A 19,168-nucleotide genomic window follows, 5' to 3' on the forward strand; every position below is an offset into this window, starting at 1 on the left:
TCCGGACGGCACGGTCCGGAGGGCCGGGGAGTGTAGCATCGGGTTCGATGCCTGCCGCGTCGACGAAGGCGCCGTCCCGTGCGAAGACGTGGCTCCCCGCCGCGCTCGTTCCGGCGGTCGTCCTGCTCGGGTTCGCCTCCCTCGCCCTCACGCAATCGCCCTCCCCGCTCCGCACGCTCACGGCGGGCGTCCTGACCGCGGCGGCCGTGGCGGCCCTCGGCCGCCTGGCCGAGGGCCGCATCCTGCGCGCCCGCGAGGCGACGCGCGACGCGCTCCACCGCGCCTCTGCCGGAGACCTGACGCTCTCGCGCGCGGCGCTCTCCCGCTCCGGAGACGCGGCGCTCGCCGAGGCGTTCCACGGACTGATGGTCGCGATGGAGCGGATCCTCGCCTCGTTCGCGCGGCTCTCCGAGGCGGTCTCGGGTGTCGCACGCGACCTCACGACCCGGGGCCGCGACCTCTCCCTCGCCGCCACCGTCCAGAACGCGCGGGCGGAGGAGACCGCGGCGGCGATGCGCGGCACCGACGCGGCGATCGGCTCCCTCCGGGAGTCGATGGAGACGCTCGCGGGGGCCGCCGAGAACGCGGGCGCCTCGCTCCACGAGATGACCGCCTCGGTCATGCAGGTCTCCCGCAGCACCTCGGCGCTCCGCGCGTTCGTCGACGAGACGGCGGCGTCCCTCGGTGGCGTCGTCTCCGCCCTCCAGGAAGTCGCGTCGGCCGTCGAGAACCTCTCCGGCCTCGCGGGGGAAACGGCAGGAGCGACGGAGGCGATCCGTGCCTCCACCGCAGAGACGGACCGGCAGGCCCAGACGGCCGCACGGCTCTCCGAGCGGGTCTCGGCGGCCGTCGTCTCGGGCAAGGCGGCCGTCTCGGGCACGCTCGCCGGAATGCACGAGATCCGGGGCGCCGTTTCGGGAGCCTCCGACGCCGCGACGGCGCTCGCCGAACACTCCGCGCGGATCGGCGAGGTCCTCCACGTCATCGAGGAGATCGCCGGGGAGACGAACCTCCTCGCCCTGAACTCCTCCATCATCGCGGCGCAGGCCGGTGAGAGCGGCCGGACCTTCTCCGTCCTCGCCGACGACATCCGTGACCTCTCCGACCGGACGGCCGTCTCGACCGAAGAGGTGCGCGGCCTCGTCTCTTCCGTTCGCTCCGGCGTCGAGGACGTCAGGCGGCTCCTCGCCGAGGCGCGCCGCCGGACGGAAGACGGGGTCGACCTCGCGCAGACCTCCGACGCGACCCTCGACGAGATCGAGACGCTCGCCCTCGACTCGCGTCGCGCCTCGGAGGGGATCGCGAGCGCCGCGGACGAGCAGAGCCGCGAGTCGGCCCGCGTCTCGGAGGCGACCTCGCGCGTCTCGTCGGAGGTGGCGCGCATCTCGGAGGCGACCCGCGGCCAGCTCGAGTCGGCCAGAGCCGTCAACGCGAGGACCGACCGGGTCCGCGAGCTGACGGAGCAGCTCGCCCGCGCGATGGAGGAACAGGCCACGGGCGGTCAGGCGCTCCTCGGCTCCATGGAGAGGGTCACCTCGACGGTCGACGCCATCGCCGAGGCCACCGTGACGCTCGCGGACGGCTCGGCGGCCGTCGTGACGTCGATGGACGAGATCCGCAGGGCCGCCGAGAGGAACGCCTACGCCTCCACCTCGATGAACCAGGCGGCCCAGGCCCTCGAGCAGGAATCGCTCCTCCTGCGTTCCCGCTCATCGCTCTTCCGCCTGCCTTCGCCCGCACCCGGCGGGCGCGTGAGGGCTGCGCTGCGCTATCTCGACGAGGCGAACTTCGATCCGGCCTTCTGCCAGACCGTCCCGCAGGCCATCCTCGTACGGACCTGGGGCGAGGGCCTCGTCCGTTTCGGCGAGGGGACCCGGATCCTGCCGGAGCTGGCGGAGAGCTGGGAGATCGACCCGTCGGGAACGCTCTACACCTTCCACCTTCGGCGGGGCGTCCGCTGGCACGAGGGAGGGACCCTGGCGGCGGCCGACGTGAAGGCCTCGTTCGAGCGGTTCCTCTCCCCCGCGACGGCCGCGCCGCTGGCGACCCTCTTCGACGCGGTCGAAGGGTACGACGCCTTTCGCGCCGGGCACACCCCGGGCGTCGCCGGCCTGGAGGCACCGTCGAGCGCCCTCTTCCGGGTGCGCCTCGCGCGCGCCGTCCCCTTCTTCCTCCAGCTCCTGACGCTGCCCGACATCACCGTCCTGCCGCCTTCGCTCGTCGGCGACCGGGATCGCGCCCGGCGAGCCCCGTCCGGCACCGGACCGTTCGCGCCCCGGGAGATCACGTTCGGGAAGGTGGCCCGCTTCGACCGCTCCGACACCTACTGGGACCGGGGCCGGATCGCCCTCGACGGGGTCGACCTCGATCTCACGGAAGACTCCGAAGCCGGCGTCTTCCAGCGGTTCCTCGACGGGCAGCTCGACGTCGTCTGGGACATCCCGTATCCCGAAGCGGCCCGGCTCATGGCGGACCCCAGGTGGCGGCCGTACATCGACTCGTCGGTCCAGCTCCACACGTCGTTCCTCGTCCTGCGCTGCGACCGGGCGCCTCTCGACGACGTCCGCGTGCGCCGAGCGCTCAACCACGCCGTCGACAGGGCCGCGCTGAACGAGAAGACGTTCGCCGGACTGACGGTACCGGCCGCCTCGATCCTGCCGCCCCACCTCGTCGGCCACGACCCGAACCTGAGGCCCTACCGCCACGACCCGGAGAGGGCGAAGGCGCTCCTGCACGAGGCGGGCCACGGCGGCGGCCTCGCGCTCACGGCCTGGCTCAGCCCGAAGGACTCCCGCGACCCGCTGAACCCGCTCCCGGTCATCGCCACGCAGCTCGAGGCCGTCGGGGTGAAGCTGGCGCTCGAAGTCCTGCCCGGCGAGGAGATGTCCGCCCGCAAGCGGGGCGGCAGCTTTCCCGACGTGAGGCTCTCGCGCTGGTTCGCCGACTTTCCAGACCCCGATACGTTCTTCAGCTCCCTCCTCTACTCGAAGACGGAGGACGTCCTGGACGCGGGCTTCCGCGACGCCGAGGTGGACCGTCTCGTCGAGAAGGGGGCCCGGCTCCTCGACGCCGCCGAGCGCGAGGCGGTCTACCGGGAGCTGAACCGGCTCGTACAAGCCGAGGCGCCCCTCGTCTTCCTCTTCCACAACCGCGGTTTCGTGGTCCAGGCGCCGCGGCTGCGGGGCGTGCAGGCCCACCTCCTGCCTCCCCCCGTCCGCTGGAACGACCTCTGGCTCGAGCCCTGACAATGGATCGGGGAGACCCGCCACGGGCCTCCCCGCGGCGCCGGTGGCGCCTCCCCTGTGGCGCCTCCCCTCCAGCAGGGGCGCTGCCGTCGCGAGGCGGACGCAAAACGGCCCGGGCTCCCCGAAGGGCGGCCCGGGCCGCTGAGATCCGGCTTCTCGCCCGATCAGGAGGCGAAGCTGGCGACCGCCTCAGCTTCGTTCGGATAGACGTCGAAGACCGTAATGAGCTGGGTGACGGTCAGGACGTCGCTGATCTTGGCCGGGAGGTTCATCAGCTTCATCTTCGCCCCCTTGTGGGTGGCCGTCGTGAAGCAGCCGACGAGCTCGCCGACACCCGAGGAGTCGATCGTCGTGACACCCGACATGTCGACGAGGAGCTTGCGCGCCCCCTCGTTGAGGACGGCGTGGATCGCCTCCCTCATTTGAAGGTCGCCGGCGCCGATGGTGATCTTCCCCTTGAGCTCGACGACCGTGATTTCTCCGATCTTGCGGACGCTGGCATTCTTGTTCATTCGTTCTCTCCCTTCGCGATCCCGCGCTTGCTGAGGTCCTTGCGCATCGTCAGAACGGTCCCCCCGCTCTCACCGCGAGAGAAGGTGACGTCGTCCATGAACGTCCGGATGTAGAAGATCCCCCGTCCGGAGGTCTTCATCTGGTTCTCTGGGGCGAGTGGGTCGGAGACGCGCTCCGGGTCGAAGCCCCCGCCCTCGTCTCCGATGACGATCGAGAGGTCGTTCCCGACACCGTCGAACTTCACCAGGACGCGCTTGTCGGGATCGAGCCGGTTCCCGTGCTTCACGGCATTCGCGACGGCCTCCCGGAGGGCCATTCCGATCCAGTGCTCCATCTCGGCGTCGATTTCCCGCTGCCGGCAGACGTGCGCGAGCGCCGCCTGCACGAGCTCGATGTTCTCGTAGCGGCTCGCCAGCCAGAGGACGATGGGACCAGGTGAAGTTACAGTCATCTTTTCCGTCGGCTCTCGCGCCTCACGGGGACCGGAGACCACCGGGAGAGAAGCGAATCGCCCTGCTAAGCTGCGCTCCAATGTGTACGGCCGGACCCTGCGACGAGGTCCCTGAAATCATACGTCAACGCCGCTCGTCTCGTCCAGAGTGGTCCGCGACCGTCGCGCTCCTCGGGGTCCTGGCCATGGGCACCGTCCGGGCGGACGAAGGGACCCTCCTTGCCGGCCGGGTCGCCACGGCGCAGGCACTCGTCGAGAAGGTTCGAGGCGTCGCCTTCCGGGCGCCGGTGGCCTCGGCGCTCCTTCCCGAGAAGGAGCTCGACGAGGTGCTCGGGAAGAAGCTCGTCGAGGACCTCCCCGCGTCCTTCGAGACCTACACCGCGTCCCTGTCCGCCATCGGCCTGATCGATCCGACGCCCGACCTGCTCCTGCGCCTCACCCGCCTCTACTCCCGCCAGGTCGTCGGCTTCTACGACCCGGCCGAGACGAGGTTCTACGTCGTCCCGGAAAGGTCGCGCGACACCGCCGGCCCCTCTGGCGACCTGATGGAGCAGCTCCTCCTGGCGCACGAGCTGACCCACGCTCTCCAGGACCAGCGCCTCGGGCTGCACGCGCGGATGAAGGCCCTTCGCGACTCCACGGACGCTCTCCTGGCTCTCCAGGCCGTTCTCGAGGGCGAGGCCACGATCCTCATGACCGAGGCCCTGATGGAGAGCGTTCCTGGCGACGCCCGCGAGGCCCTGGGCAGCGACCCGGTCGACCAGATCCTCGACGGGCTCGACGACCCTTCTGCCGTCGAGGGGGCGGAGGGCGTTCCGGACTTCTTCGTGAAGGAGCTCGTGTTTCCGTACGCCGCCGGGACCGCCTGGGTGCGGCAGAAGAAGGCGAACGGGGGCTGGGCCGCAATCGACGCCGCCTACCGGGACCTTCCCTCGACGACGAGCCAGATCCTCCGTCCCGGGATCGTGCTCGCGGCCCGAAAACGCCTTTCCCGTTCCGACCGACCGGTGCCCGGCCCGGTGCCGGGAGGCTCGGCCACGACCTGGTACGACACCTTGGGCGAGTGGGTCCTCGGAAGCCTCCTGGAGCGAGCGGGGGCAGGCGACGCCGCGAAGGACGCGGCGGCCGGCTGGCAGGACGACCGGGTCGTCTTCTTCTCGCCGAAGTCTGGTCCGGCGGAAGGCCGGGTCGGCTTTCTCTGGAGGATTCGGGCGACGAGCCCCGCCGCGGCGAAACGGATCGCGGCGCTTCTCTCCCCGCTCTACTCGGGCCGGCCGGCCGGCGCGAGGCCCCGCGTCACCACGCGCGGAGACGTCGTCGAGGTTTCCCTCGCCGCGGTTCGACCCCCGGCCGCCTGAGCATCAGCCGGGGATCAGCCGGACGACCGAAGGAAGGATCAGGAGGAGCTGGACCGCGTCGAAGACGCCGTGGGCGACCATCGATGCGACGACGGACCCGGTCTTCTCGAACGTCGCGGAGAGGACCGCGGTGATCGCGAGGAGGCCGACGAAGAAGAGCGGGTCTCCGTAGCCGCCGTGGGAGACGAGGAAGAGGATCGACGCCGCCACGGCGCCGAACCGCCTCTGCAGGAAGCTCCGAAAGAAGACCTCCTCTACCGTCATCGCCGCCACGACCAGCACGAGCCGGCTGCCGAAGGGCTGGCTCGCGAGCCATCGCACGAGCGGCGGGATCGGGCGGACCTCTTCGAGTCCCGCGAAGCGGAGCGCCCCGAGGACGACCAGCCCCGCGGCGACCGTCAGGCCCCAGCCGGCGAGCCCGACGACGAGCCCGACGCGAACCTGCCGTCCGGGATCGGGCGTCGCGAGCGCCAGGAACTCCCGCACCGGCGGACGCCCCGCGAGCAGCCACCACGCGAGGAGGAAGAGGGCGAGGAGCTGCTGCAGCGCGAGGATCGAGGGAAGGCTGAGACGCTCGGGATCGATCGGCCTGCCGAGGGAGAAGGCGGGCAGGATCGTCGTCGCGGCCAGCGTCACACCGAGCGCGACGAGCGCCCCCGCGCGCCGCCGGCCGCTCGGGAAAGCGTCGCGCCGGAAAGCGCCCTTGCGGGCCGCGACGACGACGATCGCCGCGACGATGGGCAAAGCGACGCCGAGCAGGAGGAACGAGTCGACGGACTTCATCCGGGCCTCACGGGCGGGAGGCCCGCACGGGGCGGCGAGGCGGACGGGATGACGATGGGTCGGAAGGAGCGTTCATTCCGCGGGCGGAAGAGTCTAGCAGGCGGGCCCGTACGCCCGGCCGACAGTCCCGGATAGTCGAACAGCCCGCCCGGGCGAGAAGCCCCGGCGGGCTGTAAGTGATTGAGGGTAAATGGCGGGGCCGACGGGGCTCGAACCCGCGACCTCAGGCGTGACAGGCCTGCGCTCTAACCAACTGAGCTACGACCCCGCATGGAAAGACCAGCCCTCGCGGGCGGAGGCGAATTATACGCAGGAGAGGCACCGACGCAAGCGGCAGCGTCAGAACGGGTAGCCGATGCTGAAGCTGAGCGCCCCTGTGTCCTCGTCCTGCTTGCGGTCCAGCCGGAACCCGTACTCCAGGCGGAACGGACCCACGGGGGTCAGGTAGTGAACGCCGAGCCCGGCGCCCCACCGGCCTTCGGCCAGCTTCACGTAAGAGGGCCCCGCCCAGACGTTGCCCCAGTCGGCGAAGAACACGAGACCGAGCCCTCCCGTGATCGCCAGCCGCCACTCGACGTTCGCGATGAGGAGCGCGTTGCCTCCGATCCCGCCGCCGTCCTGCAGCGTCTGGCCCTCGACGCCGAGGTCGTCGAGCGGGAAGGCGCGGTGCGTCGTCCGGCCCCCGGCGAAGAACCGCTCGACGATCGGCGTGTCGAGGTTCGGAAGGCAACCGGGGTTCACCTCCGGGGAGCACTGCACGAGCGACTTCAGGAGCCCGGCCCTGATCCCCGCGGCGAGGATCCCGCCGGAGAGGGGCCGATAGAACGTGTACTGCGCGAACCCTCTCAGGAAGTGTGCGTCCGCGGACGCGGCCGGGAAGGCCCACTTCCCCTCGAGCGCCGCGAAGTACCCCTTGCCGGGCACGATGGGATCGTCGCGGGCATCGATGGCGGCGCTCGCGCCGACGGAGTTGATGAAGATTCTCTGGTCCTGCCGCTCGATCTCCGAGAGGATGTCGGGCGGGGCGCTGGGCTCGACGATCTCGTACTGGTAGCGCAGGGCCCCCTTGAGCGGACCGACGATCGGCCGGCCGACCTCGAGGAACGCGCCTCCCCGTCGCACGGAATACGCCTCCCGGATCTCGTCGGCGACGTATCCCGTGATCGCGCCGGCAAGCCCCGAGTCGAATATCGAACGGTCGGCCAACCGGACGAGGACCCGCGTGTCCCGCCGCGAGTACCGCGCTTCGACGACACCGGCAATGGCCCGGCCGAAGAGGTTCGAATGCGCCAGGGCGAGCGAGAGCCTGGGGTTCAGCGCCCGCTCGGCCTTGGCGTCGTACTCGAGGCCGAGGCCGTAGAGAAGACTCCACGGCTTCGCTTCCTCGACCGTCACGAGGACCGAACGCGCCTCGCTCCCGGCATCGGGCGAAAGGCCGGACACGTCCACCCGCGAAAAGACGCCGAGCCGATCGAGGTTCTGCTGCGTCCGTATGAGCCGGGCCATCGAGAAGGGAGTCCCTTCCCGGTACGCCAGCTCCCTCTGGAGGACCGAGAGGTGCGTGGCGCGGGCGCCTCGCAGGATCGTCTTTCCGAAGACCGCGTGCTCCCCCTCGCGCACCTCGTAGGTCACGTCGACGACGACCGGTGCACCCGGCTCGGCGGCGGTCGGCGTCGTCCGTGCCTCGACGCGGGCGTCGGGAAAGCCGCCGTCACCCAGGGCGGACCGGAGCGTCGCGAGGTCGGTTTCGACGTCGTCCTGAAGATACGCTCCGCCGCGCCGGGCGCGCAGCTTCCTGACCGCCGCCTCGACGTCGAGGGAGCGGAGCCCCTCGACCGAGACCCGGCCGAACCAGGCGGCCGCCCCCTCGTCGACGCGAAACCTCACGTCGAGCTCGAACGGAAGGTCCCCCGCGACCACCTCGACCGACGTCACCCGGGCCTCGGGAAAACCGCGAGCGCGGTAGATCGCAGAGATGTCCGCCCGATCGGCCGCGAGGTCCGCGTCGACGAGCCGCCCCTTCTCGAAGAGGCCCCTGGGCCGGGTTCTGAGGGCGGACAGGAGCGTCTTCTCCCTCACCGCGCAGGTCCCTTCGACGGCGACGGCGCCCACGACCCAGCGTTCCCCCGTCTCGGCGTGCAGCCGGACTTCCTCCCGATCCGCGGTCGCCTCCACCTCCAGCTCGACGCCGGCCCGTGCATAGCCCTTCCTCTGCAGGCCCTCCCGGAGGACGCCGCGGAGGCGGTCGAGAGCCTCGCCGTCGGGCGGGTCCCCCTTGGCCCACGGGGACGCCGGGTTGCGACGAACGTCCTTCTCCTTCATCCCGGTGACGTCGAGAACGACGTCGGGACCGGCGAATACCGCGTACCGTGCCGTCGCCTGTCCCGTGCCGCGGTCGTACACGGCGCCGTCGTAGCGCACTTCACCCCGGGAGCGGCCCAGCGACCTGTAGTGCGCGGTGTACCGCTCGGCGTCGTCCCGCGCGACGGCCTCGCGGAAGACGCGCTGCCGCCGGAGCTTCCCTTTTCGACGGAGGTCCTCCGGCGAAAGCGGGCCGAGATCGCCCGAGAAGGCCGCCGGCGCCGGCGCCGCGGGGCGGCCGGGCGTCACTTCGAACGTGACGTTCACCGACGTGTCGTCGGGACCCGGCTCGACCCGCGGCGTCACCCCGGCCTCGAAGTAGCCACGCTCCTCCAGGACGCGAAGGGCCGCCCGGGTCGCCGCGACACCGCGATCCGGACTCCAGGGATCGCGAGGCCTCGTTCCGATCGCGTCGACGACCCGTCCCTTCGCGGGGATGCCCCGACCGGACACGGTGATCTTCGCGACCCGGGTCGCAGCCGAGAAGACGATCGTGACGGCGACCCCGTCCTGCGTCGGCGCGGCCTCCACCGAGAGGTCGGCGAACCGTCCCGTCGCGAAGAGGTTGCGGAGCGACGTATGGACGGCACGCTCGGTCAGGCGAGCGCCGGGCCCGAGGTCGACGAGCCGCCCGAACGACTCCTCCTCGATCGGGGCATCGCCCCGGAACGTCAGGCCTTCGATCGTGCGTCCCCAGAGGCTCTCCGCGGCCGCGGCCGGTACGGCAGGAAGCACGAGCAGGAGAGCGAGGACGACGGCCGCCTTCAACGGAGCCTCTGGCGGATCTTCACCTCCGCCGAGTACACGCCGTTCTCGTCGCGCAGCAGCTGGAGGAAGGCGCTCGGGGAGATCTGGTACTCGACGAGGATGACCTGCTCCTGGTCCGTGGAGGCCTTGTACGAATAGGTGACGGTCAGATCGTTCGAAAGGCGCTTGGCGACGGTGAGGCGCGGCGCATCGAACGTCGAGCCGATGAAGACGGGGTCAATCTGGAGGCGGTCGAGGCGAAGGAACTCCTTCGTCCGGCTCGCGGCCGCGTCGGTGGCGAGGCCCGCGATGAGCTCCCTGGCGGCCGCGACGATGTCCTGGTCGGTCGAGACGGGCGAGACCGAGCCGATGCTCCCGGCCGAGGTACTCGGGATCTCCCCCGTGGCGAGGATCGAGACGATCTGCGCCTCCGGGAGCTGCGGGTAGGAGGTGAAACGGGGCACCACGCGCGAGGAGGTGCCCGAGACGCCGAGCGTGATGGCGTACTCCTTCACCTGCGTCCGCGCTTCGAGCTCGAAGTAGGGGTCGTTGCTGGCCGGATTGGCGAAGACCACCTTTGCCTTCGTGACGTCGTACCGGAGGCCGCGCAGCTCGAGGCGCCCCCCTTCCGACGCCTCGACCGAGCCGAGGAGAAGAGGTCTTCCGAACGTACCGCGGACCGTCAGGTCGCCCGATCCACGCATCCGCGCCACGTTGTTGCGCACCTCGAAGGCCCCTGGCGGAATCGCGATCCGCACTTCCAGCGCCACGTCGTCGAACCGGGTCGGCTCGGAGAGGGTCCCGCCGGCGCCACGCCGGCCCCCGAGGAGCGCCTGGATCGACAGGTCGAGGTCCTCGGCGTAGATCCCCCGGATCAGCCGCAGCTCTCCTCGGGCGGAGCGGACCTCTTCGTCCCCGAGCAGGACGAGGTCTCCCGACACGGTCGTCCTGAGCCCGGCAAACGGCTCGCTTTTCAGATCCTCGACGTGGACGTTGAGCCTCAGCCCCGACATCCGGAGTCCGTCGAGGGTGAGGACACCGGCCACGGCGACGCTTCCGTTCCACCGCAGCGAGAGGTCGTCGGTCGTGATCCGGCCGGGTGTCAGCTGCAGCGTTCCGGTGATCCCCTCGATCGGCTTCTCCCCGGGCGACGTGACGAGCTCGAGGCCGTCGAGGCCCACGCGCCCCTCGAAGACGGGCCGTTCGAGCGTTCCGGACGCCGTCGCCGACACGGACATCCTTCCTTCCAGGGTCGCACCGTCTAGGAACGGCGTCAGGATCGCTGCTTCGATCGTTCCGACGGCCCGCGCGGAGACTGCGCCTCCGCCTCCGGTCTCGAGGCTCCCGCTCAGGGTCACCTCACCTTCCGGAAGAGACCCGGCGGAACCCGCCGCCCGGTGCGCGGCGAGGCGGACGTCCTCCCAGGAGAACCGGCCGTCCACCCACGTGAACGCCGCCGGAGCCGGGAGAGAGAGACGGTGCGGACCGACGACGGCGTCGAGCTGCACGAACCGGCCCCGGGCCGAGGTCACGTTCCCGGCCGCGTCCCGCGAGAGGCTGGCGGCGACCCGTGCCGTCCCGTCGAGGTCGGTTCCGGCGGGAACCCCGAGGAGGGCCGCGTAGGCGGCGATCGAGCGAACCTCGAGGCCGACCTCCAGCCCGCCTCCGCTCCCCGCCGCAGTGAGGCGCGCCGCCCCTGGCGCATCGACCTCCGCCTCGACCTTTCCGCCGTCGAGAGTCAACCGGAGAGACACCTCCTTGCCGGGCAGTGAGAGCGGCGTCTGCTGCCAGGCCGCCTCCACGATCTTCCCCTCCATTTCGAGGTTCGGGACGTCGAGCGTTCCGCGGCCCGCGAGGGAGCCCGTGAGCCGGCCCGTCAGGCCGGGCGCCCCTTCGGAGAACGCTCCGAGTCTCTCGAGGGGAAGGTCCTGCGCCTCGGCCTCCATCTCGAATCCGTCGTCGGCGTACCGGTAGAAGCCGTCCAGGCGGGCCGCCCCCTTCCCCAGTGCGCCGCGAACCGCCGAGAGCCGGAGACGGTCTTCTTCGAAACCGAGCGTCCCCTCGACGCGGTCGAAGGGCTGACCCCAGAGGCGCGACTCGTCGAAGGCGAGGCTCCCCTCGCCGAGGACGCGGGGCGTCACGCCGTCGAGAGGGAGACGGCCGGTGACGAGACCCGTGATCGGAAGGTCGAGCGAGAGGAACGAGAAGATCCGTTCCACCGGCCACCGCTCGGTCTGGGTCGTGAAGCCGGTCAGGCGGTACTCACCTCCGAGCGCCCCGCCCCACGCGATCTGTCCGCTCGCCACGAGCCGGCCGCCCCCGTCGCGCGCCTCGAGCGGCTGCAGCGTCAGGACGTTTCTGTCGACGAGGAAGTCGGCGGTCGTCTCGCCGAACGGCACGCCGCGCAGGACGAAGGACGAGGCCTCCAGCCGCCCCGTGATGCGCGGATCGGAGAAGCTCCGTGTCAGCGACGCGACGAGCCGCCCCGAGCCGCCGAGCTTCAGCGGCGGGGAGAGCGGCTCTCCCTGTATGGCCGGATAGAAGTTCGCGGCGAGCCGTTCGGCCTCGACGAGGTCCGGGGCCTCGATCGTCAGCGCCCAGTCGGGTTCCCAGGAACCGATCTGAAGCGTCCCGTCCAGCGTCGCGCGGAGCCCGCCTGCCGTGAGGAACGCCACGCGCGGAAAGAGAATCGCACCGTCCTTCACGAAGAGCGGTCCCCCTCCGGAGACGGGGAGCGCGTGCCTCCCGCGAACGGCCGAGGGGACGCCCGGGGCCGCGGCGAGGCGGATCGCTCCCGATCCGTCCGCGCGCGCAGCCCCGCCCGGCCCGAACGTGAGCGTCATGTCCAGGTCCGCCCGGGCCATCAGGCCCGTCCCCGGAAGCCCGAGGTCCGAGAAGAAGCTCTCGAAATCGATCCCCTTCCCCGACACCGCGATCCGCACCGGGAGCGGTGGTCCTTTCAGCCTCCCGAGCTGGACGAGGGCCTCGAGCGTCCCGCCCGCGTACTCGGCGCGGGAGACGTGGGCGAGAAGACCGTCGGGGTCGACGCGGATCGATCCCTCCCCGGTCATCGGAAACGGACCGAAACGCCCGCCCTCCCCGATCTCGAACTCCCCCCTCACCCGGAACCCTCCACCCTTCGGGACCCTCACGCTCGCCACGGCCGACACCGGCCCGGTCAGCGGGATCCCCGCACCGAAGTAGCGATCGAGATCCTCTCCGCGCATCCGCGCCCGGGCGAGGATGTTCACCTCCGGATTCGTCAGGTCGTCGATCCCGCCGAGGGCGTCGAGGGCGAACCCCTCTCCCCGGAGCCGGATCCCCCGGAAGCGAACCCTGCCGGGAGACAGGACGACGTCGGCCCCGATCTCGAGGTCGAGGACGTCGCCGTCGTCGAGCTTGAGGCGGGCCTGCCGGCAGCCGAGGGAAACCCGGGTCGTCTTCGAGAACCTCCCGGAACGCGCCGTCAGCGCCGCCTCGGTCAGGATGACGTCGAGCTTCGCCTTCCACTCGCGAAAGCGAATCGTCCCCTTCTGGAGGATCGCCTCCCGGATCCGGACGTCCTTCCCGCCGCCTTCCCCTTTCGGCAGGGCCGCGACGATGGAGGAGAAGTTGTTCGTACCGTCGGCGAAGACCTCGAAAACCACGTGCGGCCCCATGAGCCGCACCTTGGGCAGGTCGATCCGGGTGGCGGAGATCTGCGGGATTCCCCGCAGGCTCACCTCCTCCGCGGAAAAGCAGGAGCCGGCGAGCCCTCTCGGGTCGTTCGAGACGGACACGTCCTTCACGAGGAACGCTGGCGGGACGAGGGCGAGGTCGAAGCCACCGATCGTCACCTTCCTCTTCAGCGCCTCGGAGAGGAGCGTCTCGGCCCGGCGCCTCATCAGGTCCTGGAAGCGCGCCGAGCGGAAGACGGCGTAGAGGACGAGGAGGGAAAAGAGGAAGAGGAGCACGAAGAGCCGGAGGACCCGGACGTGCTCCAGGACGAGGTGCGGGATGTGGGGGTGGGGGATCCGGCCGCCGAGCCCCTTCTTCACCCCCATCGCGGCGGTCGCCTACTTCTTCTCGCCGCCGAAGGACAGCTTCTTGGCGAGGACGTCGAAGAACGTGCTGCCGTGGGCGCGGACGAGAAGGGCCGTCTCGCGCGCCCGGGCGATCGTGACCCGCGTCGCCGGTCCGATAGGGAAGCCCTCCTGCCCGTCCATCGTCAGGTAGACGTCCGACGGATCGCCCTCGACCGCCAGGCCGAGGGTCACGTCGTCCGGGAGGACGACCGGCCGGAGGCTGAGCGTGTGAGGACAGATGGGGGTCAGGATGATGGCCGGCATCGTCGGCATCAGGATCGGCCCGCCGGCCGAGAGGTTGTAGGCCGTCGAGCCCGTCGGTGTGGCGACGATGAGGCCGTCCCCGCGATAGCGCGACACCGGCCGTCCGTCGACCTCGACGCGGATCGTCGCGATGCGCGACAGGGCCGACTTGCCGATGACGGCGTCGTTGATGATCCGGATCCGCCGCCGGGGCCTCCCGGCCTCGACGACGTCCACGTTCAGCATCCGTCGCGACTCCAGCGGAGCCGTCCCGGCCAGCGCGTCCGTCAGGAGCGGCTCCCAGGCGTCGGGAGGGCACGAGGTCAGGAAGCCGAACGTCCCGATGTCGATGCCGAGGATGGCGACGCCCGGCGAGGGGTGCCGCGCGACGGAGAGGAGCGTCCCGTCGCCTCCGAGCGTCACGAGGAGGTCGACGTGCTTCGAGATCTCCGCCCGCGGAACGCCCCCCATCGCATGCCGCGCCCCCATCGACTCGGCGTCGTGGAGGACCTCGATGCCGCGCCTGCGCAGCCACGCCTCGAGGCGTCGGGTGAGGTGGATGGCGTCGCCGCTCGTGGTGCGCGTGACGAGACCGACCCTCCGGATGGCCTTTCTTCGCGCCCTCGGTCGCGTCGACATGGAGCGATTCTAGCCGCTGGCGGCGCTCTGACCGCCGAGGAGGAACGCCGCGAGGAGCTCGACGTTGCCATCGGCGCCGGTGATCGGCGACTCGATCGTCCCGCGGTGGGCCAGCCCGAGCGCTTCGGCCGAAGCGACGACGCGCTCCAGCGCGCGGCGGCGGACCTCGGCGTCACGGACGATTCCTCCCCTGCCGACCTCGCCGCGCTCCGATTCGAACTGCGGCTTGACGAGGAGAACGGAGTCGGCGCCCGTGGAGAGGAGGGGGACTGCCGCGGGCAGGATCAGCCGAAGCGAGATGAACGACACGTCGGCCACGAGGAGCGAGCAGGCCTCCGGCACGTCCGCGCGAGAGAGGAGCCGCGCGTTGACCCCTTCGCGCAGAACGACGCGCGGGTCGTTCCTGAGCCTGGCGTGGAGCTGGCCGTGCCCGACGTCGATCGCGAAGACCCGCGCCGCCCCCCGCGAGAGGAGAACGTCCGTGAAGCCTCCCGTGGACGCGCCGATATCCAGACAGCATCGACCCGCAGGGTCGACACCGAATGCGTCGAGCCCTGCCGCGAGCTTGACCCCGCCGCGAGAGACCCAGGGATGCTCCGGCCCCTGGATCTCGATCAGGACGTCGGGACCGACGGACGTCCCGGGCTTCGGCCGCTCGACCCCCTTCACCTTCACGCGCCCCGCCAGGACGAGCGCCTCGGCCCTCGTCCTCGACTCGGCCAGCCCCCGGGCGACCAGGAGCACGTCGAGGCGCGTCTTCGGCGCGGCCATCAGATCTCGACGACGACCTTCAGCGCTTCGCCCGCGGCCTCGGCGAGGGCGAAGGCCTCGGCGGCGCGGTCGAGCGGCAGACGGTGCGTGACGAGACTCTCGACGGGGAGGTCGCCCGAGGCGATCAGGTCGAGCGAACGCCGCGTCTCGAGGGGGCCGGAGGAATAGCTGAAGCAGAGCGTCAGGTCCTTGAAGTAGGGCGTGTGCGGCGCGATCGGCCAGACGGTGTCGGGCGCGACCGGCGAGAAGAAGACGACGCGGGCCGCGGGCGCGGCCGCTTCCATCGCCGGGAGGACCGCGGCGGCCGCCGTCGGGATGATCCAGACGACGTCCGCTCCGCCGGGGGCCGCGGACGTCACCCACTCGACGAGGCTCTCGGCGGATGGGTCGACGACGGCGTCGAACCCGAGCTCCCGGGCGAAGCGGCGCCGGGCGGGGTCGGGGTCGCTCCCGAGGAGTAGGCGCGCCCCGGCGAGCCGCGCGAGCCAGCCGAGGAGGAGGCCGTTCGATCCGAGGCCGACCACGAGAGCCGTGTCGCCCCGGCGGACGGCGGCCCGGTCCACGGCCTTCAGCGCGCACGCGACGGGCTCGACGAACGCGCCGCCGGTGAAGGAGACGTGCGGCGGAAGGAGGAGCGCATCGCGCGAGACGGACGGGGCCGCCACCCTCACGTACTCGGCGAGGCCTCCGGGGTGGAGGCGGGAGGGCTTCCATTCCGGGCACATGACGGACTCCCCCGCGGCGCAGAAACGGCAGACGCCGCACGGGGCGTGGTGGTGGACGAAGACCCGGTCCCCCGGCCTCAGGTGCGTCACGCCGACGCCCGTCTCGACGACGACGCCCGCGGTTTCGTGCCCGAGGACAGCCGGGGCCTTCGTCGCCACGTACCACGGGTGGACGTCGCTCCCGCAGAGGCCGACGGCCTTCATCGCCACGAGGATCTCGCCGGGACCGGGCCGGGGCGTCTCCATCTCGACGATCTCGATCCGCCCCGGGGCGCGGGCGAGCGCCGCTTTCATCCTGGAAGGGATCACGGGAGGAACGCCACCTTCATCTCCATCCCGCGGGAAAGCCGTTCCAGCACGAACGGGTACTGCTCGAGCGGGCTCTCGGCCGTCACGAGGCGGTCGATCGGGACCTCGCCCCGGGCGAGGAGGTCGAGCGATGCGCGCGCGTCGTCTGCGGTGTAGTGGAACGAGCCGACGAGCGAGACCTCGTCGTAGTGGATGCGGTGTGCGAGGACGGCGAGACGGGCCTCCCGCACGAGCCCGGCAAAGAGGAGGACCGTTCCCCCTCGTGCCGCCAGACCCGGCGCCTCGTCCGCGATCGACGGGGCTCCGGTCGTTTCGATGACGAGGTCCGCTCCCTGCCCTTCCGTCAGGTCCCAGAGCCGCGCCGTGAGGCTCTCGCGTGTCGAGATCGTCTCCACCCCCAGCGCCGCGTGGGCGGCCAGACGCCCCGGGCTCCGCCCCGCCACGAAGACGCGCGACGCGCCCCGCTTCAGGAGCTGGGACGTGAAGAGGAGGGCGATCGGGCCGGCTCCCAGGACGAGAACCGTCCGGCCCGCGGCGTCGGGGACCCGGCCCAGCCCGCGAAGCACCGACGCAAGGGGGTCCAGGAGCGCGGCGGCGGCCGGCGCGAGCCCGTCGGGGACGCGCAGGAGGCCGTAGCGGACGATCCGGGCGGGCACCTTCACGAGCTCGGCCCATGTCCCCCAGACCCGGTGGTCGAACGCGGTGCCGCAGAGGTTCGGATGTCCGTTGTGGCACTCGCGACACGCGCCGCAAGGCGCGCTGACCGCCGACGTCACCCTCTCTCCCTCTGAGAACGGGGCCCCCGCGCCGACACGCAGTACGCGCCCACAGAACTCGTGCCCGAGGACCGTCGGGAACGGGACCTTCGGGTGCCCTCTCTTCACGAGCTTCAGGTCGGTGCCGCAGGTGAGCGTCGCCTCCACCCGGACGACGACCTCACCCGGGCCGGGCTCGGGATCCGGGAGCTCCCGGAGCACGACGTGTCCGGGGGACTCGCAGACGAGCGCGCGCATCGGGCGGCCCGCCCGGTCAGCTCGCGGCGCGCGTACGGATCGGGACGACGCCGCCGCCGGCGGTCTTCGCCCGGAAGGTCCCGAGGAGGCCCTCCTCGTCGATCCCCATCTCGGCCCGCTGCTCGGCCTGAGTGGCGTGCGGGATGAACCGGTCGGGGATCCCGATCCGGTGGACCGGCGCCACGATGCCGAGGGCGTCGAGCGCCTCGGAGACGGCGGAACCGAACCCGCCGGCGATGGCGTTTTCCTCCACGGTGAAGACCGTCGTTCCGTTCTTGACGAACTGCGCCAGCAGCTCGGTGTCGAGGGGCTTCACCCAACGGGCGTTGATCACGGTGAGCGACGCTCCCCCCTCCGCCGAAAGCCGCTCGGCCGCACCGAGGGACGGGAGGACCGGGTCGCCGATCGCCACGACGACGCCGTCCTTTCCGACGCGCAGGACCTCTCCCTTTCCGACGGGGAGGATCCTCGGCTCGGCGTCGAGCGCGACGCCGTAACCCGCGCCGCGCGGATACCGGACGGCGGTGGGGTGGCCGGTCGTGAAGGCCGTCGCGACGAGCTGCCGCAGCTCGTTCTCGTCCTTCGGCGCTGCGACCATCATGTTCGGGAAGATGCGCAGGTACGAGAGGTCGTAGGCCCCGTGGTGGGTCGGCCCGTCGGACCCGACGACGCCGCCCCGGTCGAGGGCGAAGACCACCGGCAGGTCCATCAGGCAGACGTCGTGGAAGATCTGGTCGTAGGCGCGCTGCAGGAACGTCGAGTAGATCGCGCAGACGGGCTTCATCCCCTGCGTCGCCATGCCGGCGGCGAAGAGAACGGCGTGCTGCTCGCAGATGCCGACGTCGAACGTCCGGTCCGGGAACTTCTTCGCGAAGCGGTCGAGGCCGGTGCCGTCCGGCATCGCCGCCGTGATCGCCACGATCCGCTCGTCCTTCGCCGCGAGATCGGAGAGCGTGTCGGCGAATACCGTGGTGTAGCTCGGCGGTGCGGCCTTCTTCGCGATCTCGCCCGTCTCCACCTTGAACGGCGAGGGCCCGTGCCAGAAGACCGGGTCCTGCTCGGCGAGGGCGTATCCCTTCCCCTTCGTGGTCCGGACGTGGATCAGGAGGGGGCCGTCGTACTCCTTCGCTTCGCGGAGGGTCCTCACGAGCACGGGGATGTTGTGGCCGTCGATGGGTCCGACGTACTTGAACCCCAGCTCCTCGAACAGGGTGCCGGGGACGAGGGCCTTCTTCAGGCCGTCCTCGAGGTGTTCGGCCATCTCGGCGAGGCGCTCCCCCTTCGGGAGCTTCTTCAGGACGCTGGCCACCTCTCCGCGCACCCTGTTGTAGATCTGCCCGCGCGCGATCCGGAGGAGGTAGCCCGACATCGCCCCGACGTTCGGGGCGATCGACATCTCGTTGTCGTTCAGGATGACGATGAGCCGGCGCTTCAGGTAGCCGCCCTGGTTCAGCCCTTCCATCGCGACGCCACCGGTCAGGCCGCCGTCGCCGATGATCGCGACGACGTCGTAGTCGTCCCCCTTGGCGTCCCGCGCCGCGGCCATCCCCAGGGCGGCGGAGATCGACGTCGAGGCGTGAGCCGCCCCGAAGACGTCGTACTCCGACTCCGCCCGGCTGGTGAAGCCCGAGAGCCCGCCCTTCTGCCGGATCGTGTGGAGCCGGTCCCGGCGCCCCGTCAGGACCTTGTGCGGGTAGCACTGGTGGCTGACGTCCCACACCAGGAGGTCCCTGGGGGTGTCGAAGACGTGGTGGAGGGCGACCGTCAGCTCGACCATACCGAGGCCCGAGGCGAAATGGCCTCCCGTCTTCGACACCGAGTTGATCAGGAAGGAGCGAAGCTCGTCGGAGAGCGTCGCCAGCTCCTCGAGGGTCAGGATCTTCAGGTCCCGGGGCCAGAGGACCCGGTCGAGGAGCGGGGTCGGACGGCTGGTCATAGAACCATCA

The 19,168-nt window shown here is 71.2% G+C and carries 12 protein-coding genes and 1 tRNA gene; 2 read left to right on the forward strand and 11 right to left on the reverse strand.

Annotation, left to right across the window (positions count from 1 at the left end):
• The first annotated feature begins 47 nt into the window (after positions 1-47).
• Positions 48-3,245, forward strand: coding sequence for a hypothetical protein (locus IPN03_19265; GenBank protein ID MBK9375796.1), 3,198 nt, complete (start codon positions 48-50; stop codon positions 3,243-3,245).
• A 164-nt stretch (positions 3,246-3,409) separates the two neighbouring features.
• Here IPN03_19265 and IPN03_19270 read toward each other — a convergent pair whose 3' ends face one another.
• Both IPN03_19270 and IPN03_19275 read right to left on the reverse strand, forming a co-directional pair.
• Entirely contained in the window at positions 3,410-3,757 is a 348-nt protein-coding gene (locus IPN03_19270; GenBank protein MBK9375797.1) for an STAS domain-containing protein, read from the reverse strand.
• Positions 3,754-4,209, reverse strand: coding sequence for an ATP-binding protein (locus IPN03_19275; protein ID MBK9375798.1), 456 nt, complete (start codon positions 4,207-4,209; stop codon positions 3,754-3,756). Before IPN03_19275 ends, IPN03_19270 begins: the two co-directional genes overlap by 4 nt.
• A gap of 185 nt (positions 4,210-4,394) precedes the next feature.
• On the opposite strand from IPN03_19275, the gene IPN03_19280 reads away from it, so the two are divergent.
• Entirely contained in the window at positions 4,395-5,567 is a 1,173-nt protein-coding gene (locus IPN03_19280) for a hypothetical protein (GenBank protein ID MBK9375799.1), read from the forward strand.
• Between the two features lie 3 nt (positions 5,568-5,570).
• Here IPN03_19280 and IPN03_19285 read toward each other — a convergent pair whose 3' ends face one another.
• The 9 genes from IPN03_19285 to IPN03_19325 all read right to left on the reverse strand — a co-directional run bounded on the left by IPN03_19285 (position 5,571) and on the right by IPN03_19325 (position 19,158).
• A complete protein-coding gene (locus IPN03_19285) occupies positions 5,571-6,350 on the reverse strand; it encodes a CPBP family intramembrane metalloprotease (GenBank protein ID MBK9375800.1) in 780 nt (259 codons plus the stop codon).
• A gap of 191 nt (positions 6,351-6,541) precedes the next feature.
• Positions 6,542-6,618: transfer RNA gene (locus IPN03_19290), tRNA-Asp, on the reverse strand.
• 71 nt (positions 6,619-6,689) lie between these two features.
• Entirely contained in the window at positions 6,690-9,479 is a 2,790-nt protein-coding gene (locus tag IPN03_19295; protein MBK9375801.1) for a BamA/TamA family outer membrane protein, read from the reverse strand.
• Entirely contained in the window at positions 9,476-13,501 is a 4,026-nt protein-coding gene (locus tag IPN03_19300; protein ID MBK9375802.1) for a translocation/assembly module TamB domain-containing protein, read from the reverse strand. The genes IPN03_19295 and IPN03_19300 overlap by 4 nt, the downstream gene beginning before the upstream one ends.
• 12 nt (positions 13,502-13,513) lie before the next feature.
• Positions 13,514-14,404, reverse strand: a complete 891-nt coding sequence (locus tag IPN03_19305) for an NAD(+)/NADH kinase (protein ID MBK9375803.1) — start codon at positions 14,402-14,404, stop codon at positions 13,514-13,516.
• Between the two features lie 9 nt (positions 14,405-14,413).
• The gene (locus IPN03_19310; protein MBK9375804.1) at positions 14,414-15,175 is read right to left on the reverse strand and encodes a TlyA family RNA methyltransferase; all 762 of its coding nucleotides are present in this window, start codon (positions 15,173-15,175) and stop codon (positions 14,414-14,416) included.
• The gene (locus IPN03_19315) at positions 15,175-16,209 is read right to left on the reverse strand and encodes an alcohol dehydrogenase catalytic domain-containing protein (GenBank protein ID MBK9375805.1); all 1,035 of its coding nucleotides are present in this window, start codon (positions 16,207-16,209) and stop codon (positions 15,175-15,177) included. Before IPN03_19315 ends, IPN03_19310 begins: the two co-directional genes overlap by 1 nt.
• The gene (locus IPN03_19320; protein ID MBK9375806.1) at positions 16,206-17,222 is read right to left on the reverse strand and encodes an alcohol dehydrogenase catalytic domain-containing protein; all 1,017 of its coding nucleotides are present in this window, start codon (positions 17,220-17,222) and stop codon (positions 16,206-16,208) included. Before IPN03_19320 ends, IPN03_19315 begins: the two co-directional genes overlap by 4 nt.
• A 16-nt stretch (positions 17,223-17,238) precedes the next feature.
• Positions 17,239-19,158 carry a 1-deoxy-D-xylulose-5-phosphate synthase gene (locus tag IPN03_19325; GenBank protein MBK9375807.1) on the reverse strand — a complete coding sequence of 640 codons (1,920 nt, stop codon included), beginning with the start codon at positions 19,156-19,158 and terminating at the stop codon, positions 17,239-17,241.
• Positions 19,159-19,168: the final 10 nt, after the last annotated feature.

This window comes from Holophagales bacterium (assembly GCA_016719485.1).
Lineage (GTDB): Bacteria > Acidobacteriota > Thermoanaerobaculia > UBA5066 > UBA5066 > UBA5066.

Excerpts from the sequence above, each read along its gene's own strand:
- IPN03_19265 (MBK9375796.1), top strand. The coding sequence starts at position 48 with ATGCCTGCCGCGTCGACGAAGGCGCCGTCCCGTGCGAAGACGTGGCTC.
- IPN03_19270 (MBK9375797.1), bottom strand. The coding sequence starts at position 3,757 with ATGAACAAGAATGCCAGCGTCCGCAAGATCGGAGAAATCACGGTCGTC.
- IPN03_19275 (MBK9375798.1), bottom strand. The coding sequence starts at position 4,209 with ATGACTGTAACTTCACCTGGTCCCATCGTCCTCTGGCTGGCGAGCCGC.
- IPN03_19280 (MBK9375799.1), top strand. The coding sequence starts at position 4,395 with ATGGGCACCGTCCGGGCGGACGAAGGGACCCTCCTTGCCGGCCGGGTC.
- IPN03_19285 (MBK9375800.1), bottom strand. The coding sequence starts at position 6,350 with ATGAAGTCCGTCGACTCGTTCCTCCTGCTCGGCGTCGCTTTGCCCATC.
- IPN03_19300 (MBK9375802.1), bottom strand. The coding sequence starts at position 13,501 with ATGGGGGTGAAGAAGGGGCTCGGCGGCCGGATCCCCCACCCCCACATC.
- IPN03_19305 (MBK9375803.1), bottom strand. The coding sequence starts at position 14,404 with ATGTCGACGCGACCGAGGGCGCGAAGAAAGGCCATCCGGAGGGTCGGT.
- IPN03_19310 (MBK9375804.1), bottom strand. The coding sequence starts at position 15,175 with ATGGCCGCGCCGAAGACGCGCCTCGACGTGCTCCTGGTCGCCCGGGGG.
- IPN03_19320 (MBK9375806.1), bottom strand. The coding sequence starts at position 17,222 with ATGCGCGCGCTCGTCTGCGAGTCCCCCGGACACGTCGTGCTCCGGGAG.
- IPN03_19325 (MBK9375807.1), bottom strand. The coding sequence starts at position 19,158 with ATGACCAGCCGTCCGACCCCGCTCCTCGACCGGGTCCTCTGGCCCCGG.